We start from the raw sequence: 12,083 nt of genomic DNA, 5'->3' as shown, positions 1-12,083 counted from the left end.
AGCACGTTTTCAAGAGAAAAGACCCGCGAGTGCATGGAACGTGGGTCTTTCCTTTTGACTGACTTGTCCATGTGTAACGCCGCTTACGCTGTGACTTTCAGCGGCTTTGCTAGCGACTTGAGCGGACGAGGCGAGATGATGTCCTGTGCTTCAATGACATACTCCACACCAGCGTGATTATGCTCGGGCAGATCGTACAGAAGAGCAAGCATTGTCTCTTCCATGACACTGCGCAACGCACGAGCACCGGTCTTGCGCTTCTTGGCCTCTTCAGCAACCGCTTCGAGTGCGTCTTTGGTAAAGCGAAGCTTTGCGCCTTCCATCTCAAAGAAGTACTCGTACTGACGAACGAGCGCGTTCTTCGGCTCTGTCAGAATGCGCACAAGCGCTGGTGTGTCCATTGGCGAGAGCGGCGCAACAATCGGCAGACGCCCGACAAGTTCCGGGATCATGCCGTACTCGGTCACATCCTCAGGTGTTGCCTGAGCGAGCAAGGCTGCACGATCCTCCTCGTTGTTCGCTGCAGCATCCGTTGTGAACCCGATTCGACTCTTGCCAAGGCGACGACGGATGATGTCCTCAAGCCCGACAAAGGTGCCGCCACAGATAAACAGGATGTTCGACGTGTCCATCTGAATGTACTGCTGCTCGGGATGCTTGCGCCCACCCTGTGGCGGGACATTTGCCACAGTGCCCTCGAGCATCTTCAGAAGCGACTGCTGCACGCCCTCACCGGACACATCGCGCGTAATAGAGACATTGCCAGAAGACTTGCCAATCTTGTCGATCTCGTCCAGATAGATGATGCCGCGCTGGGCAGCATCGAGATCGTAATCAGCTGCCTGGAGCAGACGCAACAACAGATTCTCGACATCCTCACCAACGTACCCGGCTTCGGTGAGCGTGGTTGCATCACCGATGGCAAACGGTACCTTCAGCATCCGCGCCATTGATTTGGCGAGCAATGTCTTACCGCACCCGGTCGGTCCGATGATCAGAATATTCGACTTGTCGAGTTCGATCGTCTTGTCACCCGAATCAAGGTGCTGCAAACGCTTGTAGTGGGTATGCACAGCCACCGAGAGCGAACGCTTTGCGACATCCTGACCAATCACGTACTGATCAAGAAACTCCTTGATCTCGCGCGGCGAGGGGACACGATCGATACCCGCCCCCTTACCGATCTGTTTGCGCTCCTGATGGAAAATGTTCACGCATAGATCGGTGCAGTGATTACAGATGAAGACCTGACTCGGCCCCTCGACCATGGGACCAACCTCACGACTGGTCTTTCCACAGAACGAGCACGTGGTCACCCGACGACCGCGGAAGCCATCATCGCCCCCACTGCCGTTGCCGTTGTCACTCCCGTTTCCATCCTGCCTTGGCTTGGCCATCCGCCCTCCGGTCTTCTTTCACGCATACACAACCGAATCCGTCGCAAACATAGGCAGTCAGCCTTGAAGCGAACACTGGCGCAACAACAGCGCGTTGCAGACCAGCAGTACTGTATCGACATTCACATCCGTTCGCTCGACCAAAACCGGGCCAAGTGCTTTGCAAACAGGACAGTTGGACCCTCCGCAACACAAACCCAACCGCACACTCGGAAAAATCGCAACGTCGGATGTAACACAATGAGACGTTGCGCTTATCTGGACTAACTGTTTTCCACAACACTACGGAGGTCTCCGTAGTTTCAACGCGCTCTATTCACCGTTGACGGGTTGCGACGAAACACTCGTTCCCTTCATCTTTTCGAGCATGATCCCTCGAACATGTTGGTATTCCTCGTCCGTCATACTCTTGCGCATCTTGTGAAGTTCTGTCGCGAGATCGATCTTCTTGGAAGTTTTATCACTGAGCATCCATGAACGGAGTATCAGCACCAGCACTGTCAGAACGAACACCGCAACAATCGCCAGCCCAATCCAGGGAAGCATCTTTACAATCGAATCTGTACCTGCAGCGCCATCATTCATCGTTTGCTGTGCAAGCGAGATGTTGATACGTACCTGCATGTCAGCAACCTTCCGCGCACATTCAAGAATGAGCATACCACGGTATATGTCGGCTGATACCCCGGGGTTTCCTCGGGATTCTGGAAACAGAGACTAATACAGCCCGATGGCTCGTCGCAACGGCTCAATGAGATGGGGCACAGCACGCATCGTCACAATCTGCTCAGCCCTTCTCGCAAGCGTTGCTCCCAGCGTTGCAAGATCCTGCACACGAGACACAGAGCCGGTCTTTCTCGCCGTAATGTACACACTGATCGGCTCAAGCATCAGGGCATCAGGGCTCAGCCCGTTTGCTCGTGCGTTCCGGGTTTTCACCTCGAAATGCACCTCGATGTTGGTCTCATCACGAGTTATCAATCCGAAGGCAGGCTGAATATCGATCGCGAGTTCTGATGGCTCATTCATCAGTCCCGCCAAAGGCCCCTCTGCGAAGAACGCGTCACGCACAATCTCGTTGTGATTGCCCGGCGCAAGCAGGTCGAATCCAATCAGTAGCTCGACGTACTGCACGTCGAGCGGATTAATGCTGAGAAAGAACGGCGACAGTTCCAGTATCTGCTGATGGAACGTATACGCATCGATCATGCGATCGCAGTTCACGCATCCGCTGCGCACACTCTTGTCTCGCACAGCGATCCACTTCTGCTCGGGTGTGCCCGGAACGGACTCCAGTGCAAGCTCGTCCTGATACTGGCGAAGTTGATCCAGTTCCGGATGCTGCCGACGGAGTCGATCAAAGAGTTCGAGTACCGGCTGTCGCTCACGAGGGTTATCGAGTTTCAACTCGAGTTTTTGGTTCACGTAAAAATCGGAGCACACGCTCCTGAAGAGATCCGCGATTGCAGTTTGTTCGGTCGCCACGACTGAGTTTATCCCCTTCTACGCATGTGGGATGCAAGCCAGCCTGTCCATATTCCGCCTGCCAAGCCGATTTTGCTCCATCGGGCCTGGTTTCGTTGCCAAGCTCACACCTTCCATCGGCAAACCATGACTCCCACCGATTCTGGTTCATGTGGATAACTCGCTGCAACCGATAGTTGACTATTCATTCATGAATAGGAATAATAATGCTCTCATGACCAAAGCAGCCAGACATCACATGATCCGCCAACTGCTCACAAGCAGGACCGGCGAAATCACCAATCAGGACCAGTTGCAGCATGCGCTGGCTCTTGAGGGCGTGATCGTGGCACAACCGACCTTGTCACGCGACCTCCGCGAGATCGGCGTTCTAAAAGGCCCGAGAGGCTATCTGCTTCAATCCCAGCAGGATTCCACCTCAAGCCGCAAACACCAGACTGTGACACAACCTCTGAAGACCCAGCAACTTCCTCATGCCTTGCAAAGATCTGTCAGGACGTATGTCACGCAGATCGATCAGGGTGAGTCGCTCGTCGTTGTCAGAACAACACCAGCTGCTGCCCAGACCGTCGCGTCGGACTTTGACCATGCTCAGCTCGACGGCATCATCGGCACCGTTGCGGGCGACGACACTATCTTCCTCGCCTGCCGATCAACTCCTGACGCAACACGAGTGCGAACAACGCTCGCAAGTGCGGTTGGTATGACCAGCCCCTCGCGAGCAACCGCAACTGCGTAGAACGACCACGATTCTTCCATATTCATATTGTTTGTCTCTATTCTCTCGCACTCGCCCATCCATCAGATTAGGAATCATTGCTTCATGTCCATTCGCTGTGCCATCGTTGGTGCAACCGGATACACGGGTGCCGAACTCGTCGATATCCTGCTGCGCCATCCACAGGCAACGCTCGCGGGTGTGTTCGGATCGGACACAAATACTACATCAACGCGAACAATGGACAGTGAGTTCCCGCGATTCCGCAATCAATGCTCACTATCGGTTGAGCCGTTCTCGGTTGACGCGCTGAAATCTCTGCATGTCGATGCGGTGTTTCTGTGCACGCCACACGAAGCAAGCGCAGATATTGTCCCCCAGTTGCTCGCAGAAGGTCTGAAGGTATTGGATCTCTCTGGCGCATATCGGCTGTCCGACACAGCGCTCTATCCGACCTACTACAGCTTCACGCACACCCATCCGGATGTGCTGAAAAACGCTGTGTACGGGATGGTGGAGATCAATCGTGATACCATCAAGAACGCAGATATTGTCGCGGTGCCTGGGTGCTATCCGACATCGGTGATTCTCCCAGTCAGACCGCTCGCTGACGCTGGGGCAATAGACGCAAGCGCACCGGTCATCGTCGATGCAATCTCCGGTATCTCCGGTGCTGGTCGCGGCGCGAAAGTTGCGAATCTGTTCTGTGAGGTGTCCGCTGGCGCGTACAACGTGCTCAAGCATCGGCACCAGCCCGAGATGCGCGAGCACGCAAAGTGCAACATCCTTTTCATACCCCACATAGGGCCGTACGACCGCGGGATCGTCAGCACGATCCACGTGCAACTTGCAGCAGGGTGGAACGAAAACAAGGTGCGCACTGTGCTCATGGAGAAGTACGCAAACGAGCCGTGGGTCCGCCTGCTCACGCCGGGAACATATCCGCGCGTGAATGACGTCGCGCGGACAAACTACTGCGACATCGCAACAACCAGTGACGGGTCGCATCTTGTCATCTGCAGCGCCATCGACAACTTGCTCAAGGGCGCATCAGGGCAGGCAGTGCAGTGCATGAACGTGCGTTTCGGGTTCGATGAATCGGCAGGTTTGATCGGGGGTGCTGCGTGACACAGCCGATCGTTGTAAAAATCTCCGGCACTCCCATCGAGCATGTTGAAGCGCAGACTGAACTCTGGGCTGCGCTCGTGTCGCTTGCAAAGCAGTCTGAGCACGGGCTCATACTCGTCCACGGCGGGGGCAAGATCGTCGATCAGCGTCTCGCGCAGATGGGGCTCGCGTCCCAGCGCCGTCAGGGCCTGCGCGTCACGCCAATCGAACATCTTCCGTGTGTCGTCGGCGCGCTCGCTGGCGAAGTGAATCTCGCACTCGTTGGTGCGCTCAACATCGCAAAAGGTAAGAACCCTCGCGCGATCGGACTCACGCTCGCTGACGCGAACATGACACAGGTCGAAATCGACACACCCGACGGCATTGACATTGGTCGCGTTGGCAGGGTGACACACACCGACCCCGCCCTGCTGCTTTCGCTCACACAGGCTGGGTTTGTGCCGGTTGTTTCCAGCATTGGACTTGGTGCAGACGGCATCGCGCTCAATGTCAACGCGGACGATGCAGCACTCGCCATTGCACTCGCGGTGCGGGCAAGCCTGCTCGTGTATCTCACCGATCAGCCGGGCGTGCTCGATCAGCACAAGCAGCCGATCGCATCGCTCACGATGCAGGACGTCGAGGACAACATCGCCAGCGGTGTCATCACCGACGGCATGATCCCCAAGGCACGCGCGTGTGCGCAGGCTGCCGACACACTCAACACCCATGTTGTCGTGACATCATGGAAAACGCCGAAACACCTCGCAAGCCCGGATGCAATCCGCACCTCGGGCACCGCGTTCATCCCGGACACATCCGCTCGCACGGAAGCTGGCATCGCACTCACGCACGGAAAGGACATCCAATGACACAGGCAACAGTCGCACACAAGTCGCAGGCATCACAGATTCCTGCACTCTCAACAAAGCATCTGCTCTCGATTGGAAATCTGAGCGCCACAGAGCTTCAGCAGATTATCTTGCTTGCGCGTGCGAACAAGGAGGATCCGTCGATCCTTGCTGGTTCACTTGCGGGCACAAGCACAATCATGCTGTTCGAGAAGGCGTCGCTGCGCACGCGCGTCAGTTTCGAGGTCGGCATCACCAAGCTCGGTGGGCACGCCATGTACTTCGATCACTCGAAGGAGCCGATCGGCAAGCGCGAGCCTGTCAAGGACTACGCGCTCAATCTGGAACGCTGGGTGGACTGCGTGATCGCGCGTGTGAACAACCACGAGACACTGGCAGGACTTGCACACTACGGCAGCGTCCCCGTTGTCAACGCGCTCTGCGATGTCGAGCATCCGTGCCAGGCGATCGCAGATCTGATGACACTGGAAGAACATCTCGGCGATCTGCACGGTGCAAAGCTCGCGTACATCGGCGACGGCAACAACGTCTGCCACTCGCTGATCCTCGCGTGCGCCAAACTCGGTGTCCACATGACTGTCATCACGCCCGTTGGGTTTGAGCCGCAGTTCGAGATCGTTCGCGCATCACAGCCAGACGCGCTTGTGTCGGGCGCGACGCTGAAGATCACCAACGACGTGCGCGCGATCGAGTCCCACGACGCGGTGTACACCGACAAGTGGGTGTCGATGGGCCAAGACCATCAGCAAGCGCTTCGCGACGGCGCTTTCGATGAGTATCAGGTCTCATCGGAACTCATGCAGCTCGCCTCCAAGGGTGGTCGCAACGCACTGTTCATGCATTGCCTCCCGGCTGTCCGCGGCGAGGAAGTGACAGCAGATGTCATCGACGGCAGGCACTCCATCGTGTATGACCAGGCGGAGAACCGCATGCACGCGCAGATGGCTCTGCTCGCAGCCCTCATACCATCAAAGGCGGGTACCACACCCGCCGGACATCGGTCACACGTCAGCGCGACGTAACACTGCAATCGTTTCCCAGCTTTGACGAAGAACATTCAATCGCACGATTCAATCGGAGAGAGATCAATGCCACAACGTGTTGTGCTTGCATATTCAGGGGGACTTGACACATCGGCCATCATCCCGTGGCTGCGCGAGAACATGGACTGTGAGGTCATTGCGCTGGTTGCTGACGTCGGTCAGGGCGACGACGAGCTTGTCGGCATCGAGGAAAAAGCGATGCAGACCGGCGCGTCCGCGTGCTATATCGCCGATCTCAAACGCGAGTACGCCGAGCAGTACGTCTTCCCGACACTCACAACCGGTGGCGTGTACGAGGGCCGGTATCTTCTCGGCACTGCAACTGCCCGCCCCATCATCGCAAAGGCACAGGTCGATTGCGCACGCAAGGTTGGTGCGGATGCAGTCGCGCACGGATGCACTGGCAAGGGCAACGACCAGGTGCGCTTTGAGAGCGCGTTCGCAGCACTCGCGCCAGATCTTGATGTGATCGCGCCGTGGCGCATGTGGGATCTGGAGTCGCGCGAGGATCTGCTCAACTATCTCGCCGAGCGCAACATCCCGTGCACTGCGTCGGCAACCAAGATCTACAGCCGCGACCGCAATCTCTGGCACATCTCGCACGAGGGTGGTGCTATTGAAAACCCGTGGAACGCTCCGCCGAACGACGTGTGGATGCTCACCGTTGATCCGAAGGACGCGCCCGATCAGCACGAGGACATCACGATCGACTTTGTCTCAGGCATCCCTGTGGCTATCAACGGCACAGAGATGGCGGGTGACAAACTCATCTTGGCTTTAAATAAAGTCGGCGGCAGGCACGGTGTCGGTCGTGTCGACATCATCGAGAACAGGCGGGTCGGCATGAAGAGTCGCGGGCTCTACGAGACTCCCGGCGGCACCATCATTCTCGAAGCCCTTCGCTCGCTCGAAGAACTCGTCGTCGATCGCGAGTCGCTCCGCTATCGCGAGCACCTCGGTCTGACGTTCGCCGATCTTGTCTATGACGGCAAGTGGTTCTCGCCGTTGCGTGAATCTCTCCTCGCGTGCGCACAGCGCATCGTGCGTGATGTCACCGGGCGTGTGGTTGTCCGCCTGTACAAGGGAACCGCAACGAGTGTGCAGCGACAGAGTGACTTTGCGCTCTACTCCGAGGAGTTCGCGACGTTTGGCGCCAGCGAGTTCTACGACCACAAGCACGCTGAGGGATTCATCCGTCTGCACTCACTCCCCGAACGCATCGCAGCAATGCGCTCGCAACTGCACGAGGCAAGCGCAACACGATGACCGACGCGAAGCACTCCATGTGGGGCGGCAGGTTCGCGCACGGACCCGATGCGCTGTTCTCCGCGCTCAACAACTCGCTCCCGGTTGACTGGCGACTCGTCCACGAGGACATCACCGGCTCGATCGCATGGGCAGGTGCGCTCTCGCGCGCAGATGTGCTCTCGCACGACGAGTGTAAAAAAATCACGCGCGCCCTTCAGCAGCTAAAGCAAACCGTCTCGCCGGACTCCTTCCCAACCGAGAACGCTGACGCGGAAGATGTGCACACATGGGTTGAGCTGCAGCTCATCAAGTCGCTCGGCGATCTCGGGAAAAAGCTGCATACTGGTCGTAGCCGCAACGATCAGGTTGTCACCGACTTTCGCTTATGGACGCGTAGCGCAATCGATCAACTTGCAACACAAACCTGCTCACTCCGTCACGCGCTCGCAACTGTCGCCAAGCGCGAGGCAGACACCGTGTTCCCCGGGTACACGCATCTGCAACGCGCCCAGCCGATCACGTTTGGACACTGGGCTCTCGCGTACGAATCTATGTTCTCGCGTGATTGCGACCGGCTCGTTGATGCCAGAAAACGGGTCAACGTGTGTCCGCTCGGCTCAGCAGCACTCGCGGGCACCACGTTCCCGATTGATCGGGAACAACTCGCTGCCGATCTTGAGTTCGAAAAACCGACATCGAACAGTCTTGATGCGGTCAGCGATCGCGACTTCGTGCTCGAAACGCTCTCCGCGATGGAACTGATCGCGCTGCATCTCTCGCGCATGGCCGAGGATCTGATCATCTATTCGTCGCAGGAGTTTGGACTTATCGAGATGGACGACCGCGTCACCAGCGGATCATCCATCATGCCACAGAAGAAGAACCCCGACGCGATGGAACTCGTCCGCGCGTGCGCTGGCAGGATCATGGGATTGCGCATGTCGCTCGCAACCGCAATCAAGGGCCTGCCCCTTGCATACAACAAGGACCTGCAGGACGACAAACGTACACTCTTTGATGCGTTCGATCACATTACGTTGTGTGTCTCTCTGTCAGCACTGACGATCGCAACACTGACAGTCAATCACGACCGCGCTGCGACAGCCGCTATCGGTGGATTCGCAAACGCAACAGAACTCGCCGACGCGCTCGTCGGCGCGGGTGTTCCATTCCGCACCGCGCACGACCAGGTCGGCGCGCTCGTTCGTGCGTGTATTGATCGCAACACAGCCATCGAGCATCTCCCGCTCGAGGAGATGAGACAGTGGTGTCCGCAGTCACCTTCCAATATCCACGAACTTCTCACTGGTTCGGCCGCGGTCAGCCGAAGAGATATTGTTGGCGCAACCGCACCACATCGCGTCCTCGCGGCAGCACAGCACGTGCTTGCTACACTCAACCGAACTTCCGACACCGCATGACCCCCAACGTCACATCCTCGGCAGCGGTTCTCTCCACGCAGGAGAGCGAAGTTGCGATGCGCGCCGTAGAAGTGCAACCCAAACCAATCGTTCGCCGCGTCATTGCAAGAACAGCCCATGTAGAGGATGCAGATCAAATTGCTGCGCTGCTCAGCCTGTGGGCGCAGCAGGGTCTGACGATCGCCCGCAGCGCAGACACCGTCCGCCTGTGCATCGGCGAGTTTGTGGTTGCTGCATACGAGGACGACGATGCAGCAATCCTCGCATGCGGCGCACTTGTCGCGCACTCACCCGAGATCGGCGAGATCCGGTCCGTTGCAAGCGCAGAAGCCGCAAAGGGGACGGGCGCAGGATCAGAAGTCGTACGTTTTCTCATTGAGGAAGCAGAGTCCATCCGCATGGACACACTCGTGCTATTGACGAAAGTCCCCGGATTCTTCGCACGATTCGGATTCCACGAGATCTCGCCGCTGGCGCTTCCGGAAGACTTCGTCCGCGACCAGATCAACGCGCGCGGACGCACGTTCAAGGATCGCATCGTCATGCGTCTTCAGCTTGCGATGAGTTGATCGGGATCAATCCACGAACCAGCAGCATTCACCCGCTCAACCACATCAAATGTGCGGAATGTGCGCATCAGTTGCATAATGTCGTCCGGGAGCGGCGCAACGAACTTCGTGCGTTCCTGCGCAATCGGATGCATGAACCCGAGCAGTGCAGCATGCAGAGCCTGCCGTGAGAACGTGTCATCTTTTCCGAACGCAAACGCGCGTCCGCCATACATGTCATCGCCGACAATTGGCCATCCAAGATGTGACAGATGCACGCGGATCTGGTGCGTCCGTCCCGTACGAAGTTCGAGTTCGACCAGCGAGAACCACTGATCGTCCACCGCACGCGAGTGTGATCGGTACCGCTCAAGCACACGACAAATGGTGACCGCGTTCTTTCCGAGTTCGTCGTGGCGGACCACCTGCTTCTCGCGATATCCCTTCTGCTTTGAAGGATGCGGACCGATTGGAAACTCGATCACGTCGACATCCGGCTCGACACGCCCCTGCACAAACGCGACATACCTCTTGTCGACCTGACGATGCTCGAACTGATGCCCGAGTTTCCAGTGCGTCTCGTCATGCTTTGCAAAGACGATACATCCTGTCGTGTCTCGATCGAGCCGGTGCACCACGCCCGGCCGTGCAAACTCATCGCCGACAGTCGACAGCGCACCGCCGGTCTGCGATCGATGCAGGAAGTGGTACGCGAGCGCGTTGGTCATCGTGCCGGTGTTTTCTGATCGCGCAGGATGCACGATGATGTCTGCCTGCTTGTTGAGCACGATCAGATGCTCGTCCTCATAAAGCACATCAAGCGGGATGTCTTCGGGTGTCGTGCCACGATCGGGCGGCGGCGGGACGACGACCTCCACGACATCGCCAGCGCGCAGCTTGGTCGACGGCTTGCACGCCTGAGTGTTGACCAGCACGCCACCGTCCTCGATCAGCTTCTGCAGCTTGCTTCGACTGAGAAAGTCGATGCGGGTTGTCAGATATCGATCGAGCCGCTGTTCCTTCAGATCGCGCTGCAACTCGAAACGCACGCGACGCAGTTCGGCATCATCACCCTCATCCGAATCCGATGTTGCAATGCGCTGGCGCAGCGCAGCTTCATCGATCTTGCCGCCCGGCTTGATCAGCGACGGCAAGTCCTGCGGATCTGACGCATCTGATAACCCCATTTACTGTCCGGCGGGTGGCTCGCTGGATGGAGGAACTGTTGGATCCGGTGAGAATGGCGTTGTCAAACCCGGTATTGAGAGCGGATCTTCCGGTGTTTCCTGCTCCATCCCTGGCAAGAGCGGACCAGTCAGCCCCGGGTCAAATGTTGGAAGCTGACTCGGCTGATTCAGTTCGGGGATCACACTCTCAGGCTCAACAATCGGCGGCACAGGAAGTTCGGATTTGGCATACAGTGTGGGAAGCGTGCTCAGGGTTTCCAGCTCATCGATTCGTTTCTGTGCAGACGCAGCGTACTCGGCAAACCCATACTGCTCAGCCTGTTGCTTGAGTTGCTCAAGCGTCTGCTTTGCCGAGTCCAGTTCACCAGCTGTTTCTGCAACAGATGCGATACCAAATAATGCACCAGCGTGCAGCACAAACTTGTCCTCGTTTCCAGCGGTGCTGTCAACAACCTGCTGATACAGAGAGCGTGCCTGGCGCAGAAAATCCACTCGCTGCTCGTCGGTGATCAACTGTTCCGGATCCTTTGGCGTGCCGTCACGGTTGAGCGCACTCTCACTCTCAAGCTGTTGCAGAGCCATCTGGTACATCATCAGCGACTGCTGATCACGAAGCTGTATCGAATCAATATCAACGATGTTGACATAGAGTTGTGTGCCGGTGATCACGCTGCGCAGATACAGATCTGCAGCTTGCAACTTGGCGAGTTCACCAACCGATCGCGTACCCATCCGTGCGTCACCGATTTCGGTCAGTGTGTCGGGGCTGGGATTACTGCCCATTGCTGCGGATTCAAACTCCATAAACGCCGCATCAACACGAGCCGCTTTCTGGCGTTCAAGAAACTGATAGGCGTAGACAATCCCGAGCGCGGCAGCGCCCAGCATAAGGAACCATCCACCCCAGCGCTGGATGAAATCAACAAACTCCTTGTTGATCTTCGAGTCTTCAAGACCCGCACCTTCTTTGATCCCGGTCAGGGGTTTGTTGTTCGTGCTCATCGTGTGATTCCAGACTCCGATCTGCCCAGCCAGCCCCAATCCCAGAAACCGAAGA

The 12,083-nt window shown here is 57.3% G+C and carries 12 protein-coding genes; 7 read left to right on the top strand and 5 right to left on the bottom strand.

Annotation, left to right across the window (positions count from 1 at the left end; all coding sequences use genetic code 11):
• Positions 1-83: 83 nt before the first annotated feature.
• The 3 genes from clpX to H6815_09825 all read right to left on the bottom strand — a co-directional run bounded on the left by clpX (position 84) and on the right by H6815_09825 (position 2,822).
• Complete coding sequence (gene clpX / locus H6815_09835) at positions 84-1,397, bottom strand: ATP-dependent Clp protease ATP-binding subunit ClpX (protein ID MCB9860737.1); 1,314 nt, start codon at positions 1,395-1,397, stop codon at positions 84-86.
• Between the two features lie 312 nt (positions 1,398-1,709).
• Positions 1,710-2,057 carry a hypothetical protein gene (locus H6815_09830; protein ID MCB9860736.1) on the bottom strand — a complete coding sequence of 116 codons (348 nt, stop codon included), beginning with the start codon at positions 2,055-2,057 and terminating at the stop codon, positions 1,710-1,712.
• A gap of 57 nt (positions 2,058-2,114) precedes the next feature.
• Positions 2,115-2,822 (bottom strand): hypothetical protein, encoded by a 708-nt coding sequence (locus H6815_09825; GenBank protein MCB9860735.1) that lies wholly within the window; start codon positions 2,820-2,822, stop codon positions 2,115-2,117.
• Positions 2,823-3,096: 274 nt separating this feature from the next.
• Here H6815_09825 and H6815_09820 point away from each other — a divergent pair, with 274 nt between their 5' ends.
• From H6815_09820 to H6815_09790, 7 genes are all read left to right on the top strand, one after another.
• Entirely contained in the window at positions 3,097-3,621 is a 525-nt protein-coding gene (locus H6815_09820; protein MCB9860734.1) for an arginine repressor, read from the top strand.
• Between the two features lie 84 nt (positions 3,622-3,705).
• Positions 3,706-4,728: an N-acetyl-gamma-glutamyl-phosphate reductase gene (argC, locus tag H6815_09815; protein MCB9860733.1), complete on the top strand. Its 1,023-nt coding sequence runs from the start codon at positions 3,706-3,708 to the stop codon at positions 4,726-4,728.
• On the top strand, positions 4,725-5,579 hold the full coding sequence (argB, locus tag H6815_09810; GenBank protein ID MCB9860732.1) for an acetylglutamate kinase: 855 nt from the start codon (positions 4,725-4,727) through the stop codon (positions 5,577-5,579). The genes argC and argB overlap by 4 nt, the downstream gene beginning before the upstream one ends.
• Positions 5,576-6,601 carry an ornithine carbamoyltransferase gene (gene argF / locus H6815_09805; GenBank protein ID MCB9860731.1) on the top strand — a complete coding sequence of 342 codons (1,026 nt, stop codon included), beginning with the start codon at positions 5,576-5,578 and terminating at the stop codon, positions 6,599-6,601. Before argB ends, argF begins: the two co-directional genes overlap by 4 nt.
• A gap of 66 nt (positions 6,602-6,667) precedes the next feature.
• Entirely contained in the window at positions 6,668-7,888 is a 1,221-nt protein-coding gene (locus tag H6815_09800; protein MCB9860730.1) for an argininosuccinate synthase, read from the top strand.
• Entirely contained in the window at positions 7,885-9,291 is a 1,407-nt protein-coding gene (argH, locus tag H6815_09795; protein MCB9860729.1) for an argininosuccinate lyase, read from the top strand. Before H6815_09800 ends, argH begins: the two co-directional genes overlap by 4 nt.
• Positions 9,288-9,860 (top strand): GNAT family N-acetyltransferase, encoded by a 573-nt coding sequence (locus H6815_09790; protein ID MCB9860728.1) that lies wholly within the window; start codon positions 9,288-9,290, stop codon positions 9,858-9,860. The genes argH and H6815_09790 overlap by 4 nt, the downstream gene beginning before the upstream one ends.
• Here H6815_09790 and H6815_09785 read toward each other — a convergent pair.
• Positions 9,842-11,026: an RluA family pseudouridine synthase gene (locus tag H6815_09785; protein ID MCB9860727.1), complete on the bottom strand. Its 1,185-nt coding sequence runs from the start codon at positions 11,024-11,026 to the stop codon at positions 9,842-9,844. The two genes, H6815_09790 and H6815_09785, sit on opposite strands and share 19 nt — an antisense overlap.
• On the bottom strand, positions 11,027-12,028 hold the full coding sequence (locus H6815_09780) for a hypothetical protein (GenBank protein MCB9860726.1): 1,002 nt from the start codon (positions 12,026-12,028) through the stop codon (positions 11,027-11,029).
• Positions 12,029-12,083 lie beyond the last annotated feature (55 nt).

The sequence above is a fragment of the Phycisphaeraceae bacterium genome (assembly GCA_020639155.1).
Classification (GTDB): domain Bacteria; phylum Planctomycetota; class Phycisphaerae; order Phycisphaerales; family UBA1924; genus JACKHF01.
Note: the sequence above shows the minus strand (reverse complement) of the source record. Positions and strands in the feature narration are given on the sequence as shown.

Coding starts and splice junctions, on each gene's coding strand:
- argH (MCB9860729.1), top strand. CDS start 7,885: ATGACCGACGCGAAGCACTCCATGTGGGGCGGCAGGTTCGCGCACGGA.
- H6815_09785 (MCB9860727.1), bottom strand. CDS start 11,026: ATGGGGTTATCAGATGCGTCAGATCCGCAGGACTTGCCGTCGCTGATC.
- clpX (MCB9860737.1), bottom strand. CDS start 1,397: ATGGCCAAGCCAAGGCAGGATGGAAACGGGAGTGACAACGGCAACGGC.
- argC (MCB9860733.1), top strand. CDS start 3,706: ATGTCCATTCGCTGTGCCATCGTTGGTGCAACCGGATACACGGGTGCC.
- H6815_09830 (MCB9860736.1), bottom strand. CDS start 2,057: ATGCTCATTCTTGAATGTGCGCGGAAGGTTGCTGACATGCAGGTACGT.
- argF (MCB9860731.1), top strand. CDS start 5,576: ATGACACAGGCAACAGTCGCACACAAGTCGCAGGCATCACAGATTCCT.
- H6815_09800 (MCB9860730.1), top strand. CDS start 6,668: ATGCCACAACGTGTTGTGCTTGCATATTCAGGGGGACTTGACACATCG.
- H6815_09780 (MCB9860726.1), bottom strand. CDS start 12,028: ATGAGCACGAACAACAAACCCCTGACCGGGATCAAAGAAGGTGCGGGT.
- H6815_09820 (MCB9860734.1), top strand. CDS start 3,097: ATGACCAAAGCAGCCAGACATCACATGATCCGCCAACTGCTCACAAGC.
- H6815_09790 (MCB9860728.1), top strand. CDS start 9,288: ATGACCCCCAACGTCACATCCTCGGCAGCGGTTCTCTCCACGCAGGAG.